Source organism: Ruegeria sp. AF5 (genome assembly GCF_056541905.1).
In genome coordinates this window covers 1-19,731 of sequence record NZ_JBQFYZ010000023.1, presented here as the reverse complement: position 1 = coordinate 19,731, position 19,731 = coordinate 1, and the positions used below count along the sequence as shown (strand labels likewise).

At 56.9% G+C, this 19,731-nt stretch carries 20 protein-coding genes; 4 read left to right on the top strand and 16 right to left on the bottom strand.

Translation table 11 applies throughout. From position 1 onward, the window contains the following. Positions 1-4: 4 nt before the first annotated feature. The 11 genes from paaC to ACR0DS_RS19005 all read right to left on the bottom strand — a co-directional run bounded on the left by paaC (position 5) and on the right by ACR0DS_RS19005 (position 12,708). Entirely contained in the window at positions 5-763 is a 759-nt protein-coding gene (gene paaC, locus ACR0DS_RS19055) for a 1,2-phenylacetyl-CoA epoxidase subunit PaaC (protein ID WP_480484854.1), read from the bottom strand. Further along, positions 763-1,047, bottom strand: coding sequence for a 1,2-phenylacetyl-CoA epoxidase subunit PaaB (gene paaB / locus ACR0DS_RS19050; RefSeq protein ID WP_209507558.1), 285 nt, complete (start codon positions 1,045-1,047; stop codon positions 763-765). Before paaB ends, paaC begins: the two co-directional genes overlap by 1 nt. A 23-nt stretch (positions 1,048-1,070) precedes the next feature. Continuing rightward, positions 1,071-2,048, bottom strand: a complete 978-nt coding sequence (gene paaA / locus ACR0DS_RS19045; RefSeq protein WP_480476985.1) for a 1,2-phenylacetyl-CoA epoxidase subunit PaaA — start codon at positions 2,046-2,048, stop codon at positions 1,071-1,073. Positions 2,049-2,063: 15 nt separating this feature from the next. Beyond that, complete coding sequence (pcaF, locus tag ACR0DS_RS19040) at positions 2,064-3,266, bottom strand: 3-oxoadipyl-CoA thiolase (RefSeq protein WP_480484855.1); 1,203 nt, start codon at positions 3,264-3,266, stop codon at positions 2,064-2,066. Positions 3,267-3,456: 190 nt separating this feature from the next. Then, positions 3,457-4,272 carry a PaaX family transcriptional regulator C-terminal domain-containing protein gene (locus tag ACR0DS_RS19035; protein WP_480559099.1) on the bottom strand — a complete coding sequence of 272 codons (816 nt, stop codon included), beginning with the start codon at positions 4,270-4,272 and terminating at the stop codon, positions 3,457-3,459. Between the two features lie 62 nt (positions 4,273-4,334). Beyond that, a complete protein-coding gene (gene paaZ, locus ACR0DS_RS19030; RefSeq protein WP_480559097.1) occupies positions 4,335-6,365 on the bottom strand; it encodes a phenylacetic acid degradation bifunctional protein PaaZ in 2,031 nt (676 codons plus the stop codon). 119 nt (positions 6,366-6,484) lie between these two features. Then, positions 6,485-7,672, bottom strand: a complete 1,188-nt coding sequence (locus ACR0DS_RS19025) for a cytochrome P450 (protein ID WP_480559095.1) — start codon at positions 7,670-7,672, stop codon at positions 6,485-6,487. Continuing rightward, positions 7,672-9,024 carry a TRAP transporter large permease gene (locus tag ACR0DS_RS19020; RefSeq protein ID WP_480478172.1) on the bottom strand — a complete coding sequence of 451 codons (1,353 nt, stop codon included), beginning with the start codon at positions 9,022-9,024 and terminating at the stop codon, positions 7,672-7,674. Before ACR0DS_RS19020 ends, ACR0DS_RS19025 begins: the two co-directional genes overlap by 1 nt. Beyond that, positions 9,021-9,527 (bottom strand): TRAP transporter small permease, encoded by a 507-nt coding sequence (locus ACR0DS_RS19015; RefSeq protein WP_480559094.1) that lies wholly within the window; start codon positions 9,525-9,527, stop codon positions 9,021-9,023. The genes ACR0DS_RS19020 and ACR0DS_RS19015 overlap by 4 nt, the downstream gene beginning before the upstream one ends. A gap of 57 nt (positions 9,528-9,584) precedes the next feature. Continuing rightward, positions 9,585-10,604, bottom strand: a complete 1,020-nt coding sequence (locus ACR0DS_RS19010) for a TRAP transporter substrate-binding protein (protein ID WP_480559092.1) — start codon at positions 10,602-10,604, stop codon at positions 9,585-9,587. Positions 10,605-10,674: 70 nt separating this feature from the next. Continuing rightward, a complete protein-coding gene (locus tag ACR0DS_RS19005; RefSeq protein WP_480559090.1) occupies positions 10,675-12,708 on the bottom strand; it encodes an FAD-dependent oxidoreductase in 2,034 nt (677 codons plus the stop codon). A 103-nt stretch (positions 12,709-12,811) separates the two neighbouring features. On the opposite strand from ACR0DS_RS19005, the gene paaG reads away from it, so the two are divergent. From paaG to ACR0DS_RS18985, 4 genes are read left to right on the top strand one after another with little or no spacing between them, the layout of a single operon-like run. Beyond that, a complete protein-coding gene (paaG, locus tag ACR0DS_RS19000) occupies positions 12,812-13,597 on the top strand; it encodes a 2-(1,2-epoxy-1,2-dihydrophenyl)acetyl-CoA isomerase PaaG (protein WP_480484861.1) in 786 nt (261 codons plus the stop codon). A gap of 2 nt (positions 13,598-13,599) precedes the next feature. Continuing rightward, entirely contained in the window at positions 13,600-14,025 is a 426-nt protein-coding gene (gene paaI / locus ACR0DS_RS18995; protein WP_480484868.1) for a hydroxyphenylacetyl-CoA thioesterase PaaI, read from the top strand. A 24-nt stretch (positions 14,026-14,049) separates the two neighbouring features. Beyond that, entirely contained in the window at positions 14,050-15,360 is a 1,311-nt protein-coding gene (gene paaK / locus ACR0DS_RS18990; protein ID WP_267365260.1) for a phenylacetate--CoA ligase PaaK, read from the top strand. 3 nt (positions 15,361-15,363) lie between these two features. Then, complete coding sequence (locus ACR0DS_RS18985; protein WP_480484862.1) at positions 15,364-15,960, top strand: TetR/AcrR family transcriptional regulator; 597 nt, start codon at positions 15,364-15,366, stop codon at positions 15,958-15,960. Between the two features lie 132 nt (positions 15,961-16,092). On the opposite strand, the gene ACR0DS_RS18980 is transcribed toward ACR0DS_RS18985, so the two are convergent. The 5 genes from ACR0DS_RS18980 to ACR0DS_RS18960 form a co-directional block, all read right to left on the bottom strand. Then, positions 16,093-16,878 (bottom strand): hypothetical protein, encoded by a 786-nt coding sequence (locus ACR0DS_RS18980; RefSeq protein ID WP_480559088.1) that lies wholly within the window; start codon positions 16,876-16,878, stop codon positions 16,093-16,095. Between the two features lie 117 nt (positions 16,879-16,995). Then, positions 16,996-17,136: a hypothetical protein gene (locus ACR0DS_RS18975; protein WP_480484864.1), complete on the bottom strand. Its 141-nt coding sequence runs from the start codon at positions 17,134-17,136 to the stop codon at positions 16,996-16,998. 41 nt (positions 17,137-17,177) lie between these two features. Next, positions 17,178-18,575 carry a pyridoxal phosphate-dependent decarboxylase family protein gene (locus tag ACR0DS_RS18970; RefSeq protein WP_480559086.1) on the bottom strand — a complete coding sequence of 466 codons (1,398 nt, stop codon included), beginning with the start codon at positions 18,573-18,575 and terminating at the stop codon, positions 17,178-17,180. A 122-nt stretch (positions 18,576-18,697) separates the two neighbouring features. Next, positions 18,698-19,540 (bottom strand): 3,4-dihydroxyphenylacetate 2,3-dioxygenase, encoded by an 843-nt coding sequence (gene hpaD, locus ACR0DS_RS18965; RefSeq protein WP_480484866.1) that lies wholly within the window; start codon positions 19,538-19,540, stop codon positions 18,698-18,700. 54 nt (positions 19,541-19,594) lie between these two features. Beyond that, positions 19,595-19,731 (bottom strand): aldehyde dehydrogenase family protein (locus ACR0DS_RS18960; protein WP_480616893.1); only part of this gene is annotated, 137 nt, incomplete at its 5' end.

The window sequence follows — 19,731 nt, the reverse complement described above, 5'->3', positions numbered from 1 at the left end:
CATGTTACCAGCTTGCACCGGGGTATGCGCGCTGCAACCACTGCATCTGGGTCAAAAGGTGCCCCAGGTGTTCTGTATGCATGCGCCCGTCCCGCCCGCCTTTGTGGGCAAATCGGCTTTCCGGAAGGGTCAATGTCGCCTTGGCCAGAACCCGTTTGACCAGCGCATCATATTCTTCGCGCAGATCGGCCGGGTTCGGCGCAATCCCGGCCGCAGCCATCTGAGCGTCGATGTCATCGCTGACAAACATCTCGCCCACATAGGGCCAGAGGTAATCCAGTGCTGCCTGCATCCGGGTGTGGCTTTCTTCGGTTCCATCACCCAGACCTACGACCGTTTCTGCCGAACGCTCCAGATGATAGGCGACTTCCTTGCTGGCTTTGGCAGCAATCGCGGCGACACGATCGTCAGAGGATGTCAGAAGACGGCCGAGCATGATCGAATGCCAGGCATCGAACAGGAACTGGCGCATCAGGGTGCGGCCGAAATCACCGTTCGGAACCTCGACCAACAACACATTGCGGAAATCCCACGCGTCGCGCAGAAATGCCAGATCATCGGCGGTTTTGCCGCCGCCTATCTCTCCGGCAAGGCCAAGCCACATCTGGGTCTGCCCAATCAGGTCCAGCGCCGTGTTGGCCAGTGCAATATCCTCCTCCAACACTGGCGCGTGGCCGCACCATTCGCTGACGCGATGGCCCAGGATCAGGGTATTGTCCCCCATCCGCAGCAGGAACTGCTGAAACGCTTCGTCGCGGGTCATCACATCGCCCCCACTTCTTCGGGGATGTCGAAAAAGGTCGGGTGTCGGTACACTTTGCTTTCGCTGGGCTCATACAACGGACCTTTGTCACTGGGCGACGAGGCCGAGATGTTGTTGGCTTCTACCACCCAAATCGAGACGCCTTCGTTGCGGCGGGTATAGACGTCGCGTGCGTTCTTGATCGCCATTTCCGCGTCCGGGGCATGCAGCGAGCCGACATGTCGGTGGCTCATCCCATGTTGACCGCGGATGAAGATTTCCCACAGGGGCCATTCGGTATTCATCGGGTTTCCTCCTCAGGGTAAGCTTATTCGGCAGCCAGATTGCCGGCCTGTTTCTTGCGGGCGTGGGCCAACAGCCCGTCACGCACCCATTTGCCGTCATCCCAAGCCTTGTTGCGCGCCGCCAGACGGTCGACGTTGCAGGGGCCGTTGCCCTTGATCACATCGAAGAATTCCGACCAATCCGGCTCTGAGAAATCGTAATGCCCGCGCTCTTCGTTCCACTTCAGGTTCGGGTCGGGGATTGTCAGTCCCAGATATTCGGCCTGTGGGACGGTCTGGTCGACGAATTTCTGGCGCAGCTCATCATTGGTGTTGATCTTGATCTTCCAAGCCATCGACTGCGCGGAGTGGACAGAATCCTTGTCGGACGGTCCAAACATCATCAACGACGGGTACCAGAAGCGATTCATCGCGTCCTGCGCCATCTTGCGCTGCTCGGGCGTGCCTTCGGCCATTTTGCGGATCGCGTCATAGCCTTGGCGCTGATGGAAGCTTTCTTCCTTGCAGATGCGGATCATGGCGCGTGAGTACGGCCCGTAAGACGTTCTTTGCAGCGGCACTTGATTCATGATTGCAGCGCCATCGACCAGCCATCCGACCGCGCCAATATCCGCCCAGTTCAGCGTCGGGTAATTGAAGATCGACGAGTATTTCATGCGACCGTCCAGCAGCATCTCGGTGATCTCATCGCGGCTGACACCCAGTGTTTCGGCCGCACAATAAAGGTAGAGCCCATGGCCGGCTTCATCCTGCACCTTGGCCAGAAGGATCGCCTTGCGTTGCAGCGTCGGCGCACGCGTGATCCAGTTCCCTTCGGGCAATTGCCCGACGATCTCGGAATGCGCGTGCTGTCCGATCTGGCGGATCAGCGTCTTGCGATACCCCTGAGGCATCCAGTCCTTGGGTTCAATCTTGATATCCGCGTCGATCCGCGCCTGAAATTCAGCAAGCTTTTCAGGATCATCGTTTGACGCCTCGGATTCTACCATCTGAGCATACATGTCCCGCCTCCTCCGTTACACGCGTTCAAGAATAAGTGCAGCGCCTTGCCCGACGCCGACGCACATTGTGCAAAGCGCATAGCGCCCTTTGGTGCGTTTCAGTTGGTACGCTGCGGTCAACACAAGTCGGGCGCCGCTCATTCCCAATGGATGACCAAGGGCGATTGCACCGCCATTCGGGTTCACATGAGCTGCGTCATCGGGCAGGCCAAGCTCTCGCAGCGTTGCCAGACCTTGCGACGCAAACGCCTCGTTCAATTCGATCACATCCATCTGGTCGATGCTCAGCCCCGCGCGCGCCAAAACCTTTCGGCTGGCAGGAACCGGACCAATACCCATGACCCGAGGCTCGACGCCCGCGACAGACATACCAACCACACGGGCAATCGGGGTCAAACCATTCTTTGCCACTGCCACTTCATTCGCCATCAGGATCGCGGCGGCACCGTCATTCACGCCCGAGGCATTCCCAGCGGTCACTGTTTTCTCCGGCCCGTTCACACCCTTGAGGCCCGAGAGTTTTTCCGCTGTGGTTCCCGGGCGAGGATGTTCATCCGTATCGACAACAATCGGATCGCCCTTGCGCTGCGGAATTGAAACCGGTGTGATTTCCTCTTGGAACACGCCTGCCGCGTGCGCCGCAGCCCATCGTGCCTGACTGCGCGCGGCAAAGGCGTCCTGGTCTTCACGGCTGATCCCATAATCTTCAGCGACATTGTCAGCCGTTTGCGGCATGGAATCGACGCCATACTGCTGCTTTAGCCTTGGGTTCACAAAGCGCCAGCCAATCGTGGTGTCGTAAACCGCATTGCTGCGCGTAAACGCCGACGTCGCTTTGGGCATTACAAACGGTGCGCGCGACATGCTTTCCACGCCACCCGCAACAGCAAGATCATAATCGCCTGCCTTGATACCACGCGCCGCCATTCCGACAGCATCCATACCACTGGCGCACAAGCGGTTTATCGTTGTTCCCGGCACGTCCGTCGGCAATCCAGCAAGCAGTGCCGCCATCCGGGCAACGTTGCGATTGCTCTCTCCTGCCTGGTTGGCATCGCCATAAATGACGTCATCCACACTGGTCCAGTCGACTTGCGGGTTGCGCGCCATCAGGGCCGCCAGCGGGATAGCCGCCAGATCATCCGTGCGAACCGATGAAAGCGCACCACCATACCGCCCAATCGGGGTGCGGGTTGCGTCGCAGATGAAGGCGTCCATCAATTGGGTCTCCTGTTGGAACACAAGTCATTAACCGTCTGGTCGGTTAATAAATGCTCAATCGATTCGGCGCAAGCATTATGTTACCACGTAATCGCTTCTGTCAGCTTTCTGTAACATTAAATGGCACTTCTTTCACATCCGTCTTCCAACCCCCAAGAGCGCCATCCCGAGCTCGGCAAAAAACGAGTCAACCACCCGCCGCAGATTCCAGCGTTGCAAGATCCGGTTTGGACAATTGTCCCAGCAGTCGGGACACCGCCGCGCGACACTCCGCGCCTTTCCAATCGGCGGGCAAAAAGGCCGGAGGCAAGGATGGGTGGCGCAAGACCAAACGACGCCACCCATGCACAATCAATACGCGCAGCACCGCTATTTTAAGCGGATCGCCGACGCCATCGACAGGCAGCATTTGCTCGGTGATCTGAATGGAGTGCAAGAACTGATCATAGGCAGACTTCAGCACTTCAGGGCCACAAAGGTCGCGCAGCCAGCCGGGGATCGAAATAGCGCTGCTTTCAACACCCAACAATTCTTCAAGGTTCTCCGGGACGGGTCCTGCCGACATGGCTGTTGTGTGGTTAACTGAAATATAGTCTCCAGTAAGCATCAGATCTGCCAGCTCTTTTCGCGAACTTTCTGAACTGCTGGCGACAAGCACATGCCAGGTTTCTGGCGTATTCGTCTCGCTGGAATAGATGCGCGGGGCAGCGGCGGCGCTTTGACTGCGGCCATATTCGGTCAGTCTGTGCACGCTGTTTCGCCCGACCCGTGTGCTTTCGATCCAGCCTTCCTTGCGCAGCCTGTGCAGCGCAACACGCGTGGCTTCGGCCTTGATCCCCGCAAGGTTGGTCAGCGCTGTGATCAGCGCGCCGCTAACCTGGTCAGACCCGCTTTGGGCCAGATCACCGAATATCGTGACCAGAACTGACCACACACGTTGCGTGCCAGTTGTGGTCAACTGGCTGACGCAGGTTTCGAACCATTCTGGAGCCGTATCTTTCATAAGCACAGTATAATCGGGCCGGAGGGAAATGCCATCCAGCCCCTGCGCACCTGCACTTGTGCCTAGTAGGCAACCATGGTCAGCAACTCGTATTCTGCGACCAGCTCATCATCCTGCTGTGTCAGGGTAACGTGCCAGCGAACCTCGCCGTAGTCATCATTGCGCTTGGTCTTGTGCTTGACCGTCAAACGCACCTTGATGGTGTCGCCAGCCTCGACCGGTTTCATGAAACGCAGCCCGTCAAGACCGGTATTTGCCAAAACCGGCCCCTCGTTCGGTTCGACGAACAATCCGGCTGCGAAAGACAACAGCAAGTACCCATGTGCTACCCGGCCCGGGAAGAACGGGTTACGTTCCGCCGCTGCCTGATCCATATGTGCATAGAAGGTATCACCGGTGAAATTGGCGAAGTGTTCAATGTCCTCCATGGTGATGGTTCTCGGCGCCGTGTAAAGGGTCTCACCAATCGACAGATCGTGAAACCGGCGGGTAAAGGGATGAGCAGGACCTTCGATTTCGGTCGCGCCAGGCACCCATTTCCGGCCAATCGCTGTCAGCAGATCGGGCGAACCCTGAATGGCGGTGCGCTGCATATAGTGTTTCACACCCCGTACCCCGCCCATTTCTTCGCCGCCACCGGCGCGTCCCGGACCGCCATGAACCATGTGCGGCAGAGGTGAGCCATGACCGGTGGATTCCTTCATCGAGTCGCGGTTGTTGAAATACAGACGCCCGTGATAAGCCCCTGATCCCATGGCAACCTGTCGCGCAACCTCGGGATCATGGGTGATCACCGACGCCACCAGAGAGCCCTGCCCCCGGTTCGCCAGTTCGATGGCATGGTCAAGATCGCGATACCCCATCACTGTGCTGACCGGACCAAAGGCTTCAGTGTCGTGCACACGCTGCGCCGCGTCAGGATTAGCGCAATGGAAGAGCATGGGCGGCAGGAACGCACCCTTTTCGGCATCAGCGCCCTCAACCGCGAAATCATCGGGGTTGCCGAAGACACGCTCGGCCTCTTGGCCGAGAATGGCGGCCTTTTCCAGAACATCACGCTTCTGACCGTTCGAAACCAACGCACCCATGCGGGTGGTTTCCAGCTTTGGGTCGCCAATGGTCGTTTTCGCCAGACGTGCCGACAACGCGTCAATTACCACCTGTACCTGCGGTTCGGGCGCGATGATCCGACGGATTGCGGTGCATTTCTGCCCTGCCTTCGTGGTCATCTCGCGCTGGACTTCCTTCACGAAGAGGTCAAATTCCGGCGTGCCCGGCGCGGCATCGGGGCCAAGGATCGAACAGTTCAGGCTGTCCTGTTCCGCAACAAAACGCACCGAGTTCTCAAGGATCACCGGGTTGGAGCGCAGTTTCAGGGCTGTATCAGCGGATCCGGTAAAGCTGACCACGTCCTGCATGGTCAGACGGTCCAGCATGCCACCCAAACCACCCGAGACCAACTGCAATGCACCCGCTGGCAAGATGCCGGACTCAAGCATCAACCTGACACACAGCTCGGTCACATAACACGAGCTTGTGGCGGGTTTTACAATCGCCGGAACGCCCGCCAGAAGGGTTGGGGCAAGCTTTTCCAGCATCCCCCAAACCGGAAAATTGAACGCGTTGATGTGAATTGCCACACCTTGCAGCGGGGTGCAGATGTGCTGCCCCAAGAAAGTGCCGTTGCGCGAAATCTGCTCGACATCGCCATCCAGATAGACATGTCCGTCCGGCATTTCACGACGGCCTTTTGCGGCAAAGACAAACATCGTTCCGATGCCGCCGTCGATATCAATCATATGATCCGATTGCGTCGCACCGGTGTTGAAAGACAAATCATACATCGCCTGCTTGTGCTGACCCAAATGGACGGACAGCGCCTTGAGCATTTTGGCCCGTTCATGGAACGTCATTTTGCGCAGTGCCGGCCCCCCGACATTGCGCGCATAGTCCAACATCCCCTGAACATCTAAAGCATTGTTACCCGCTGTGGCGATAATCTCGCCGGTCACAGCGCTAGCTATCGCGCGGGCACCCTCGCCGGGCGAAACCCACTCACCGGCTGCAAAGCTGGAAATCTGTTGGATAGTCATGAGCGTCTCCTCATCTTTGTCGCGATCCCCGCGCTGCCACAAGCCGGTCTCGTGAAATCATATTTTAAACCGTACGGTCGGTCAATAAATTACCAAGCATTTTTCCTAAGCCGGGTTATTCAGACCCGCGCGGGTAAACGTGCAAACCCCCGAAACCGGATACGCCCGCCCCGTTCGGCGCCGTCGGTGATGTGGTAGTCTGGAAAACGGGCCAAGAACCGGCCCACAGCCACCCGGCCCTCCAGACGCGCGAGGGTCAGACCAACGCAGGTATGAGGCCCTCCGGCAAAGGCGTGATGCTTGTTGGGGCGTCTGTCCAAGATCATCTCGTCGGGCCGGTCAAACTGCCGTGGATCGCGGTTGGCCGCACCGATACACAGATGAACATCGGTACCAGCCGGAATGGTTTGACCGTGGAACGTTACATCAACGATGGTCAGGCGATTGCCGAACTGGTTCGGGCTTTCCAGCCGCAGAAACTCGTCCACAGCCGGAACGATCAGGTTCGGGTCAGCCAGCAACTCCGCCCGCTTGTCGCGGTGCCGGTCCAACAGCTCCAATGCGTTGCCGATCAGGTTCGTTGTCGTCTCATGCCCCGCATTCAGGATGAATATGCAGTTCTGATACAGCTCTACCTCGGTCAGGCCACCATCCGTGTCGTCCTGGATCAGCCGGGTGAGGACATCCGTTGCCGGATCTCCGGGGTTGGCGCGGCGATCCCCGATGATATTCCGCAGGAAGTCCTTGAAGTCCGAGACCGAGCGATTACCCCACTCTTCCTGCTCTGGCGTCAATTGCGGCTCCAACGCACCAAGAATGGCCAGAGACCAATCGCGCAATGGCCCGCGTTCGGATCGTGGTATACCCAGCAGATTGCCGATGATCTCGATCGGGATTGCCCCGGCAAAATCCTCGATCAGTTCGACATTGCCTTTGACCTGCATCTCGTCGAGCAGCCCATCGACAAGCTGAATCAGACCCGGTTCCATTTGCGCTAACGCGCGCGGGTTCATCGCCCCGACCATCACCTTGCGAACACGGGTGTGCAGCGGCGGGTCATTAAACACCAAACTGGTGGTGTGGTGTTCATACAAGGGGCTGTCGACCCCGTATTTGGGACCAAATACCGCTTTCTTGTCCGATATGAATCGCGAGGTGTCCCGGTAAACAAGGTCCAGATCCTCGTATCGGGACAGGATAACCGATCCGTCACGTTGCCAGCAGACGGGCGTATCTTCGCGCATAACGGCGTAGGCAGGATAGGGGTCTGTGTGAAACCCGTCCGGAAGCGCGGTCAGAGAGAACATCAGTGCCCCATCGCCCCCATTTGTTCAGGCAGAACCAACACTAACCATGGCACCAGAACGATCAGGGCCAGCCGGAAGATATCCGCTACCCAGAACGGAGTAACACCCTTGAAGATTGTTCCTGTTGACACATCTCCGACCACGCCTTTCAGAATGAAAACGTTCAATCCGACGGGTGGAGTGATCAGGCTGATTTCGGTCACGACAACCACAACAATGCCGAACCAGATCGGGTCATACCCCAACGACGTGACCAGCGGGAAAAAGATCGGCACTGTCAGCAGCAGCATCGACAGGGATTCAAAGACGCAACCCAAAATGATGTAGATCCCAAGGATCATCAGGATCACCACAAAAGGTTCAACGTCATAGGCCGTAACCAACGCGATGAGCGCTTCGGGCAGACCGGCAAGGTTGATGAAATTCGAAAAGATCTGTGCCCCGATCAGAACCGAGAACAATGCCGCGGCGGTATAGGTGGTTTCCTTCAGCACCTCAAAAGTCGACCCCAAAGTAAGCCCGCCTCGTGACAGCGCGATCAGGAAAGCGCCCATTGCGCCCATGCCTGCCGCCTCGGTCGGGCTGAAGGTCAGGTTCAGTGGATGAAAATCGAATGCACCGTACAATCCGCCAATCACCAGAAAGAACAGCAGCAATACGGCCCAGACTGAGCGCACCGCCGACAGACGCTCGGCCCAGCCGTGACGTTCACCCGCCGGTCCCGACTCGGGTTTGCGTGCGACGGTCCAGCGCACGGCGAGCAGGTAGAACAGAATGCCAAGCAGGCCGGGAATGATACCCGCAACGAAAAGTTTCCCAATCGAGGTTTCGGTCAGCAGCCCGTAGATGACCAGGATCACCGACGGCGGAATAAGAATTCCAAGTGTGCCGCCCGCTGCAATCGATGCTGTCGACAGCTCGTCGGAATAGCCATAGCGGCGCATCTCCGGCATTGCGACCTTGGACATGGTGGCCGCCGTTGCCAGAGACGAGCCGCAAATGGCTGAAAAGCCTCCGCATGCCGCAACCGTCGCCATGGCGATACCACCCCGAAAATGGCCCAGAAAAGCGTTTGAAACTGCGTAAAGCTCACGCGCAAGCCCACCCTTGTTCACGAATAGGCCCATAAGGATGAACAGCGGGACCACCGACAGGCCGTAATCCTGCGCGGTGTCGGTGATCTGACGACCCACCATCGACATCGCGGCCTTTAACCCGCGCTCGGACAGAATGCTGCCGCCGCGTTCATAGGCAAAGCCAAGCGTTCCGACCAATCCCATTGCAAACACGATAGGCAAGCGCACCAGCACAAGAACAAGAACAAGAACAAAACCGATCAGCGCAGCGGTCATTGGGGGTGCTCCGACAAGGTATGGGGGGCAAAGAAGTGCAAGAAGCCGGTGATGATCATTGCAACAGCGGTGATCGCTATGAACCCCGAGATAAACCAGCCTACATAGAAGACTGGGATCGAAAGATATTCCGTGACGTCCCCGTAATCCCGCGCACGTTCAGCCAATACCCAAACACGCTGAATCGGCCAATAAAGCATGATGCCAGAGAACAGATATACAATCGCATCACGTACCCGACTTAACCGCAGGCGTGAAAACAGCCCATCCGTCAGATCCACAGCGATTTGACCCTTGCCTGCTGAGATCATCGGCAAGACCGAGAACACGAGGACGGCCATCAGGATCCGGGTCAGTTCCGTGGCCGCCTCGATCGGGGCATTGAATACAGATCGTAGGATGACATCAAAGAAAGTCATCACCATCAAGATGAACAGCGCGGCACAGGCCAGCAGCGTAGGCACGATACTGACGCGACGCGCAAAGGTCACGAGAGATTGCATAACGGGTCCCCAGCGGGTGAAATCGGCCGGCGGATCGCGTCCGCCAGCCAGTCTGCGTTATTGCGCAGCCATTTCATTTACGATCATGTCATAGGCGGCCTGGGCGTCGATGCCTGTGCCATTGACTTCGTCGATAACCTTGGCGCGTACATCCGCAGCAATCGCATTGAACTTTTCCAGATCTTCAGCGGATGCGGCATGGATCGCGTTGCCTTCGGTGCCTTCGGTTTCTTCCCGGCCGATCGCATCGATCTCATCCCAGATCTTGCCAATCTCGCGGCTCAGCGGTTCTCCGAAAACGTTTTCTTCCAGCGCTGCCTGCAGATCGGCGGGCAAGTCAGCGAAGGTGTCCTCGTTCATGATAAAGGCAAAAGAACCGCGATACAGGCCGCCAGGGACCTCATAAACGTTCTGGGCCACTTCCGTCAGCTTGAAACCTTTGCGGGATTCAAAGGGCATGACGACGCCGTCTGCGGCCTTGGAGGCCAGGGTTTCATACACTTTCGGTGCAGGAACCTGGATACCGGTTGCACCCAACGCCGTGCCCACGTCACCGCCAACACCGCCAGGGATGCGAACCTTGAGGCCCGAGACTTCGTCCAGAGACGTCACCGGGCTGCTGGAATGGAGCTGAGCCGGACCATGCGTGTGCAAGGCGATCACTTTCACGCCACGGTGTTCATCCGCAGCCTTCAAATGCGCGTCATATGCGCGCCAATATGCGACCGACGCAGCCTCGGCCGAGCCTTCATATCCGGGCAGTTCGATCATCTTGGTGGTGACAAACCGACCCGGCTGATAGCCGTGGAATATGATCGAGGCATCTGCAGCACCATCCATAATCAGGTCCATCTGCGCGGGGGGCGGGGCAAGGCCCAACTTCAGCTCGGCGGTGACCTGACCACCGGTGGCCTCTTCGATCATCTCGACGAATTTCGGCCACATCTTGGCATTGATGCCATGGGTCGGCGGGGCCCAGCTGGAAATGGTCAGCGTATAGTCTGCTGCAAGCGCCACTGTACCTGAAACGGCCAGTGCAGCTGAGGCAAGAAGTGTGCTCAACCTTGTGAATTTCATAGTTCTGTCTCCTCCCTGTGAAACATGAGTCAAGAATGCGTTAATGGTCACTTTTGTAACCATCAACTTGTTAATTGTCTCCAAGACAGCCCGCGACGCGCCATGAACCGGGGCTTTCCTTGGCTACGGTTTCCATCATTGCGTGCGACGTGTTGGCTCCGATTTCCTTGCAATAGTTCATCGGCCCGCCGCGCCAGCGCGGAAAGCCGTAGCCGTGAATTTGAACCATATCGACGGCTTCCGCGGACTCGGCGATCCCCTGCTGAATGATCAACGCGCCCTCGTTGGCCAGCACCGCCAAGATGCGCGACACGATTTCGTCCTGCGCGTATGCCCGCCGCGTTATGCCCTGTTCAGCCGAGTAGGACTCGATCAACGCCTCCACTTCGGGATCGCGGATCGGTTCGCGATGATCCACTTCATAGCGATACCATCCTTTGCCTGTGCGTTGGCCAAGACGACCCATCTCGCAAAGTTGGTCAGCGATCGTCACATAGCGTTCGTTCGGGTCGCGGGTTGCGGCATTGCGTTTTCGGTTGGCCCAGGCGATTTGGAGGCCTGTCAGATCTTGCAGCTCGTAAGGCCCCATGGGCATCCCGAAAGCTCGCATTGCCTGGTCCACCTGATAAGGCAACGCCCCATCCGCCAGCAAATAATCAGCCTCGCGCCGATACGCAGCCAACATCCGGTTGCCGATAAAACCATCGCAGATGCCCGACAGGACAGAAACCTTGCGAAGCCTTTTTCCGAGCGCAAACCCTGTGGCGACAACTTCGGGCGAAGTTTGCGGCGTATGCACGACTTCCAACAGCTTCATGACATGGGCAGGGCTGAAGAAGTGCAGGCCAATGCACCGGGATTGATTTTCGATACCCGCGAAGATATCGACTGGGCTCAGGTAAGACGTGTTCGTGGCCAGAATCGCGTCACGCTGCATATGGCGGGCCAATTCTGCAAAAACCTGTTGCTTGACTGACAAGTCTTCAAACACAGCCTCGATCGCCAGCTGAGCGTTCGCAGCTTCGGAGTAGCTGTCCACAGCTCGAAACGCAGCAAGGCGTTCCCGCAGCTGTGCTTCGGACATCTTACCCCGCTTGACCGCCCTCTGTAGCAGCCCCTCAACCCGGCTACGGGCGGCGGCAGCTGCATCCAAATCTCTTTCAATCAAAGTAACAGACAGCCCGCCACTCAGGGCAGCGGTGGCGATCCCTGCGCCCATCAACCCGCCACCGACAACTGCGATCCGGCTGATATCGCGCGGAGTAACTCCGGCAATCATGGAAGGTCTGGCCACCTTGCGCTCGGCAAAAAAGGCGTACCGCAAGGCGCGGCTTTCAGAGTTTTGACGCAGAGCCAGATGGCGCGCACGCTCTTTCGGCTGTGCGGCAGCAAAGGGTTCGGACGACCAGCTGAGCGCGGTCAGGTTTTCCAGCGGTGATTGCTGACCCCTGGCGCGTTTTATCAAAGCCTGACGGCTCGTCTCCAGAAGGTCAGACGCGACTTCACCGACGGGCCATTGACTGACAGGTGCCGGGCGCTTTGGCAGGTTGGCGACAAAATCCAGAACAGCCGACATTGGGTTATCGGCAATCAGGTCAATTCCCCCGAGAATGGCCATTTCTTCGGCTTTCAGGATTTTACCCGAACAGGCGATGTCGACCGCCGCTTCCATTCCAACAAGGCGCGGCAATCGCTGCGTGCCCCCCGCCCCCGGGATCAGGCCCACATTGACTTCCGGCAGCCCAAAGCAGGTGCCCGGCGCTGCGATCCGCCACGCGCAGGCCATGGCAATTTCAAACCCGCCACCCAACACGTTGCCGTGCATACAGGCGATAAACGGCACATTACTGTCTTCGATCTTCTGAACAACATCAGGCAAATGCGGCTCAGCCGGAGCCGCGTCAAACTCGGACATATCACCGCCTGCGATGAATGTCCGACCGGCGCAGCACAGGACGGCAACCCGAGCTTTCTGAACTGCATCGATCGCGTCGGCCAGACCCTGCCGAACCCCCGTCGAGGTTGCGTTCACCGGCGGGTTGTCGACCGTGACCCAGGCCACGTCGCCCTTAAAGTCAACACTCACCAGCGACGGCTGCGACATTGGCAATCCCTTTGATCAGTCCAGATTCGGTTCGGGTTTATATATTGACCAACCGTTCGGTTAATGCAATGATTAAGTTGTCACGGGAACAGATGAGACAGCCATGAGCGATACGATCCTTGTACATGATCACGGAAACTGGGTTGAAATAACCCTGAACCGCCCCGACAAGCTGAACTCGTTCAATGAGGAGATGCATCTTGCCCTTCACGACGCGCTGAAGAATGCGCGCAAAAAAGGCGCCCGCGCGATTTTGCTGACCGGCGCAGGGCGCGGTTTTTGTGCGGGTCAGGACCTTGGAGACCGCGATCCCTCAAAAATGGATGGCCCGCCCGACCTGGGCAAAACTGTACGCACTTTCTATGCCCCTCTGGTTCGACTGATCCGGTCTTTGAATTTCCCGGTCGTTTGTGCCGTCAACGGCGTGGCCGCGGGCGCGGGCGCGAACCTTGCACTGGCCTGCGACATGGTTCTGGCCGGGGAAAGCGCGAAGTTCATCCAAAGTTTTTCCAAGGTCGGGTTGATCCCGGACACAGGCGGCAGCTGGCACTTGCCCCGATTGTTGGGCGAGGCGCGCGCTAAGGGGCTGGCCCTGACAGCAATGCCCCTAACCGCCAAACAGGCGGAAGACTGGGGGTTGATCTGGAAGGCGTTTCCCGATGATCAGCTGATGACCGAAGCACGCGCTCTTGCCACGCGACTCGCCAACGGCCCCACCCTTGGCTTGGGTCTGACCAAGCAGTGCATTCAAACAGCAGCCACCACATCCTTGTCCGATCAGCTTGAAATTGAAGCGGACGCAATGAAAACCTGCGGGGAAAGTGCTGATTACGCCGAAGGCGTGTCCAGTTTCCTCGAAAAACGCGCACCGCATTTTCAGGGAAGATAATGATGACCCCAAAAGAACGCGCCCAAAAATCCGCGGCAGCGATGTGGGCCAATGACGAAGCCAGTAAATGGTTCGGGATGGAGCTTGTCGAGGTCGATGAAGGGCGCGCTGTCCTGTCGCTGACTGTTGCGCCGCATCACTGTAACGGACACGGTATTTGCCATGGCGGCGTCACGCACGCTCTTGCTGACAGTGCTTTTGCCTTTGCCTGCAACAGCCGGAATGTTGCGACTGTAGGGCAGCATACAATGGTCAGCTATCTTGCACCGGGACGGAAAGGTGACCGCCTGACTGCCACCGCGACAGAAGTGAACCTGTCCGGTCGCAGCGGCATCTACGACGTCCGCGTCATCAATCAAGACAACACTCTGATCGCTGAGTTTCGCGGCATGTCCCGCGCTATTGGCGGCCAGAATTTTCAAGAATAGTTTCGTGACTGGAGGAGTTACGCGATGAAAGACCTTTCCCCCAACAAAGCGGACCTGGACCCGATCGAAATCGCCTCGATCGACGAAATTCGCGCCACACAGCTTGAGCGGCTGAAGTGGTCCGTGCGCCACGCCTATGAAAACGTTCCGATGTACAAACAGCGCTTTGACGAGGCTGGCGTGCATCCTGACGATCTTCAACAGCTTTCGGATCTGTCAAAGTTTCCGTTCACGTATAAAAACGACCTGCGCGACAACTATCCGTTTGGTCTTTTTGCGGTTCCGCGCAGCGAGATAATTCGCCTGCACGCGTCCTCCGGCACAACAGGCAAACCGACAGTGGTCGGCTACACAAAGAATGACATAGACAACTGGGCTGACCTTGGCGCGCGGTCTCTTCGCGCGTCTGGGCTGCGCAAGGGCGACATGGTTCACAACGCCTACGGCTATGGGCTGTTCACCGGTGGGCTAGGTGCCCATTACGGGATCGAACGCCTTGGCGCGACTGTCGTCCCTATGTCGGGCGGGCAAACCGAAAAGCAGGTCAATCTGATCAACGATTTCCGTCCTGACGGGATCATGGTTACACCCTCCTACATGCTCAATATCCTTGAACAGTTCCACAAGGCGGGTCTCGACCCACGTGAGAGCTCGCTGAAGGTTGGCGTTTTTGGTGCCGAACCCTGGACTGACGCGATGCGGGCCGAGGTCGAGGCAGCCTTCGACATGCACGCCGTCGATATCTATGGCCTGTCCGAGATCATGGGCCCCGGAGTCGCCAATGAATGCGTTGAAACAAAAGACGGACCTGTAATCTGGGAGGATCATTTCCTGCCGGAAATCATCGACCCGGCGACCGGAGAAGTCCTGCCCGATGGCGAAACCGGAGAATTGGTGTTCACGACACTGACCAAAGAAGGGCTGCCGATGATCCGCTACCGCACACGTGATCTGACGTGCCTGCTGCCGGGGACAGCAAGGTCAATGCGCCGGATGGCAAAAATTACAGGTCGCAGTGACGACATGATGATCCTGCGCGGCGTCAACGTCTTCCCCAGCCAGATCGAGGAACAGGTCATGGCAACGGGCGGTCTTGCCCCCTATTACCAGATCGAGCTCTACAAATCCGGTCGCATGGATGCCATGCGGGTCTTTGTTGAATCCTCCCCCGATTCCACCGACGAGCTGTCAAAAACGGCCGCTGCACGGATGCTGACCAAACGCATCAAGGACGTCGTTGGCGTTTCAACCGAAATTGTAGTAGGTGACCCCGGCGACGTCGAACGCTCTCAGGGCAAGGCGAAGCGCGTTGTAGACAATCGCGATAAGGACTGAGCCGTGGCCCGGACAATTGCCAAAGACCACGACCAAAAGCGGGAACAGATCCTGAAGATGGCGGCAAAAGTGTTTGCCGACCAGGGGTTTGACCGTGCTTCGATGACCCTTTTGGCCAAAGAATGCGGCATCTCGAAAGCAAACATATACCACTACTATGACAGCAAGGATGCCATCCTGTATGACATCCTTGAAACGTACCTGCGTGAGTTGCGGGACCGGATTTGCAATGTTGATCTGGACGGCCTTAACCCCGAACAGAAACTGCGCAAAGCAGTGCGCGAGATCCTTTTTGCCTATCAGGGTGCAGATGACGAGCACCGGGTTCAGATCAGTGGCATGAGCGCATTGACCGAAGAACAGCAAAAAAGGCTGCGGGGCTATCAGCTTGATCTGGTGAACTTTGTCCGCGACATACTTCTGGAAATGTCCCCCGGTTCTTTTGACGGCGCCAAGGACAAGCTTCGCGGCGCGACGATGTCAGTCTTTGGAATGTTGAACTGGTATTACATGTGGAACACCGGCGCAGGCCCCAAAGCCCGCGAAGATTATGCCGATCTGGTGAGCACCCTGACCATGCATGGTGTGCAAAAGCTTTAGGCATGCCCGCTTGGAGAAATCACGCACGGGTGTGGTCTCGTGTGTTGTTCTGAAATCGCAGATCAGATTGGTCGGCTATCCTGAGGCGCGCCAATAAGGACCGTGGCTGCAGCGAGCGCGTGGCCTTCTTTCTTACTTTTTGCGCATCTTCAAATCGTCTAAGAAACTGCGTTTCGCTGCCATGACCTCTTCGTCCGTCATGTTTGATCTGTTCAATTCCAGAAAATACTCTGCGGCTCCAACCGGTTGGACATTCAAGTTACTGACAGGCGTAAGATCATCGGACCTTACGTTCAGCATCGATAGCACCTTTGTGGCGGGAAATAGACGGTCACTCATGTTTGAGGTGTCTAGGGAAACGACGTCGGCTCGGGAGGATACGGCATCCTTAACTCGGGCAACCACACCAGCAAGATCTGCGCCTTGCTGAAGTAGGTCCGCGTATTCCGAAAGGCCTTCCTGAATTCGGTTCGAACGTATGTTTTGCCAATAAACACTCTTAATCCAATCAGAGGCGTTCCTGGTGGTAAAAAAGAAGGTTGCACGCGCGTTACCATCAGCGAACTTCTCGATCTCATCCAATAGCACTTCAGACAAAACCGTTACCATGGAATAAGAATACACATTTTTACGCCCTGGAATCAGGCCCGCAAACTCCTCGTTACTAATCAAAAGCGGTTTGTCTGTTTCGTTTTCAAAGCGCGCCAGAGCTTGTCTTAATTGTTTACGAAACTTATTTAGCACTCGTTCTTCTTGCACTACAGAAAAGCGCCGTGCTGAGAAGCCCGCCTCTTGCAGATCACTCGGAACCAGAATATTCACTCTGCCCTTTAATCGGGAACGATTTCTGAGCAACATTGTTTGCAGTGTTCGAGTGCCTGTTTTATGAAACCCCTGATGTATAACGACTTTCAACATTTTCTTATCTCTCGCTAAACTCTCGTCGAAGTTGCCGGAAAAGCGCTTTCCTCAATACCCTTTCATCCTTCAAAGACCCACAATTGACCTTTGACCTACCCACCGATGGTCCCTCACTCATAACGAGAGTGAGCGTGTTAGATATTCATAGTCTTCGGTTTCGGCTTGGGCAAACTCACCTGCGGCAATGACTTCATACAGGCTGGAAAACTCAGGAAAATCACCGTTCAGGGCGATCGCACCATCATCGGTAATCAACCAAAAGAAGGTATCCCTTGCAGCACTGAACGTTGCGAATTTTATGGCAGGCTCTCCCAGACATCGCGGATGACATCCGCCGCCATCAGCACGTCATCGCGGGTTGTGTCGAATTGCCCGACCTGAAAACGGATGATCTTGCGGCCATTAAACATGCCTTGCGTCAAGTAAATTCGGCCATCGTCATTCAGCGCGTCCACCAGTCGCTGCTGAGCGGCGTCATCCCCTGGACAGCGAAAGGAAAACAGGCTCAGGATCGGGCCGGTGGTGATCTCAAACCCCTCTATCGCGCCGATCTTTTCTGCAAGTTCATTGGCCCAGAGCACATGGTTGCGAATTCGGCTCCGCAACCCGTCGAGACCGTATGACCGCATCAAGAACCAGATCTTCAATGCCCGGAACCGTCGACCCAGAGGGATTGTCCATTCCGAATAATTCGTTACCTCTGCCCCTGTGGTCTTGAGGTATTCCGGTTCGATCTTAAGCGTGTTGAGCTGTGGCGTGGCGTCCCGCAGAAACTGGATCGCGCAATCGAACTGCGCCCCCATCCATTTATGTGGGTTGAAGACAATGCTGTCGTAACGATCCGCCCCGGGCCAAAGGGCCTCACGAAGCTCGGGGCAGATCATCGCCGACCCCGCCCAGGCCGCGTCGAGATGCGTATAGAGGTCGTATTTTTGCGCGATGTCAGCCACCGCCACCAGATCATCGCAGGCCCCAACCCCGGTGCCGCCCGTAATTGCAATGATACCAGCAGGTACATACCCGGCCGCGATGTCACCCTGAATTGCGACATCAAGAGCCTCTGCATCAATCGTATAGGTCGGACCACGTGTCGGCAGTTTCACCAGATTGTCCTGACCGATCCCTGCAACCCAGCAGGCCCGATCAATCGACGAATGAACCTGATCCGAGCAGTAGATGCGCAGTGCGCCCTTGGCGTTCAGGCCTTCGCGGTTGCCGGTAAACCCTGTGGCCCGTTCCCGCATGGTCAGCACAGCCGACAACGTGGCAGATGATGCGCTGTCCTGAATAACTCCGGTCGTTCCTTCCGGCAATCCAAGCGCCTGCCGCAGCCAATCGACCATGACACCTTCGACCTCGGTCGCAGCTGGTGAGGTCTGCCATAGCATGCATTGCGCCGCGATTGTGGTCACCAGCATTTCAGCCAGCATCGACGGCGGCGCTGCGTTGGCCGGGAAATAGGCAAAGAACCGGGGATGTTGCCAATGTGTGATACCCGGCATCACGATTCGTTCGAAATCGGCCATGATGGCTTCCATGGGCTCGCCACTATCGGGGGGCGATGCCTTTAGCTGGGCCGCGATTTCTCCTGGTGTGGTCTTGGCCCGAACAGGACGTTCAGCAAGTGTCTTGTGGTAATCGGCCGCCCATTTCGAAATGTGCTGACCCCAATGCGAAAACGCGTCCCAATCCATGCGCAAGCCTTCTCTTGTAACTGAACACCAATTTGTCCAGTCCCCGACCTTACCCGTTCGGCTCGCGGATTAAAGCCGAACAGGTGTGCTTTCTTCAAATGAAAAGGTCCCGAGTTCTGCCTTCAGACCGAAAAGCTGACATTCGCCTGACCTGTGCCAGAGCTGCCGAAGTAGGGGGTGTAGATGTCGATCTCACCCTTGTAGCTGCCCCAGCCCAGAGCTCCGAACAGCAAAGCCGTGTCATTCATGGCGCATTCGCCTGCGCATTTCTTCGCATAGTCCGGCAGCATTTCAAGGAACTCTTCGAACCGTCCCTGTTCCCACATCTCCAGCACGTGCATATCCATCTGGCGGTTGAACTCGCCGTTTACCGCATTCAATCCGTCGACCGAGCGCTCATTCGGCGTGAAATCATGGCTGAGTGAGCCAGAGGCCAGTATGGAAACGTTCCGGTCGGAACGCCGGATACCTTCGGCAATGGCCTCACCCCAGACGCGGTTTTCCTGGATCGACGAGAACTGGTTGACTGCAACGGGCAAAACGCGCGCATTCACCCCTTCGTTGATGAAATGCATAGGCAGAAGGGTGCCATATTCCATTCCCATATCAGGGTGCGAATGGCCAAGCGCTCGCTCGCCACGCTCACGCAGAACATCAAGGATGGTTTCCCCCAACGCGTTATCTCCGCGATAATCAAACTCCATGTCTGCCAGCATGTGCGGCAGTTCATGACTGATGAAGCGGCCTTTGTGGTGCTCTTTGGTATTCAGGTGAAACCCCTGATTGGTGATCCAATGGGTGTCGAACACAAGAAACGTCTCGACCTCGCGGTCTATCGCGTCCTGGCGCAGGCGCGCATAACCATCAATGGCAGACTGCCGGATGCCTTTGTATTTTGGCATCGTGTGGGACATCCAGATACTTGGCACATGCGTGATCTTCGCGGCTTGTACGATCTTTCCCATGGCAGTTCCTCCTCGTGTTTACCGACGTCTGTGTACCAGAGCCCTTGCCCGAGTTCACTTCCCCAGCTGCATGATGTTGTGTTGGCCAGTTGCGAAGCCGACGTGTTTTTGTTCCATGTAGAACTCGAAGCTCCAGTTGCCGCCGTCGCGGCCGATACCGGATGCTTTGACGCCGCCGAACGGGGTGGGCA

Excerpts from the sequence above, each read along its gene's own strand:
- paaC (WP_480484854.1), bottom strand. The coding sequence starts at position 763 with ATGACCCGCGACGAAGCGTTTCAGCAGTTCCTGCTGCGGATGGGGGAC.
- paaB (WP_209507558.1), bottom strand. The coding sequence starts at position 1,047 with ATGAATACCGAATGGCCCCTGTGGGAAATCTTCATCCGCGGTCAACAT.
- paaA (WP_480476985.1), bottom strand. The coding sequence starts at position 2,048 with ATGTATGCTCAGATGGTAGAATCCGAGGCGTCAAACGATGATCCTGAA.
- pcaF (WP_480484855.1), bottom strand. The coding sequence starts at position 3,266 with ATGGACGCCTTCATCTGCGACGCAACCCGCACCCCGATTGGGCGGTAT.
- ACR0DS_RS19035 (WP_480559099.1), bottom strand. The coding sequence starts at position 4,272 with ATGAAAGATACGGCTCCAGAATGGTTCGAAACCTGCGTCAGCCAGTTG.
- paaZ (WP_480559097.1), bottom strand. The coding sequence starts at position 6,365 with ATGACTATCCAACAGATTTCCAGCTTTGCAGCCGGTGAGTGGGTTTCG.
- ACR0DS_RS19025 (WP_480559095.1), bottom strand. The coding sequence starts at position 7,672 with ATGTTCTCTCTGACCGCGCTTCCGGACGGGTTTCACACAGACCCCTAT.
- ACR0DS_RS19020 (WP_480478172.1), bottom strand. The coding sequence starts at position 9,024 with ATGACCGCTGCGCTGATCGGTTTTGTTCTTGTTCTTGTTCTTGTGCTG.
- ACR0DS_RS19015 (WP_480559094.1), bottom strand. The coding sequence starts at position 9,527 with ATGCAATCTCTCGTGACCTTTGCGCGTCGCGTCAGTATCGTGCCTACG.
- ACR0DS_RS19010 (WP_480559092.1), bottom strand. The coding sequence starts at position 10,604 with ATGAAATTCACAAGGTTGAGCACACTTCTTGCCTCAGCTGCACTGGCC.
- ACR0DS_RS19005 (WP_480559090.1), bottom strand. The coding sequence starts at position 12,708 with ATGTCGCAGCCGTCGCTGGTGAGTGTTGACTTTAAGGGCGACGTGGCC.
- paaG (WP_480484861.1), top strand. The coding sequence starts at position 12,812 with ATGAGCGATACGATCCTTGTACATGATCACGGAAACTGGGTTGAAATA.
- paaI (WP_480484868.1), top strand. The coding sequence starts at position 13,600 with ATGACCCCAAAAGAACGCGCCCAAAAATCCGCGGCAGCGATGTGGGCC.
- paaK (WP_267365260.1), top strand. The coding sequence starts at position 14,050 with ATGAAAGACCTTTCCCCCAACAAAGCGGACCTGGACCCGATCGAAATC.
- ACR0DS_RS18980 (WP_480559088.1), bottom strand. The coding sequence starts at position 16,878 with ATGTTGAAAGTCGTTATACATCAGGGGTTTCATAAAACAGGCACTCGA.
- ACR0DS_RS18970 (WP_480559086.1), bottom strand. The coding sequence starts at position 18,575 with ATGGATTGGGACGCGTTTTCGCATTGGGGTCAGCACATTTCGAAATGG.
- hpaD (WP_480484866.1), bottom strand. The coding sequence starts at position 19,540 with ATGGGAAAGATCGTACAAGCCGCGAAGATCACGCATGTGCCAAGTATC.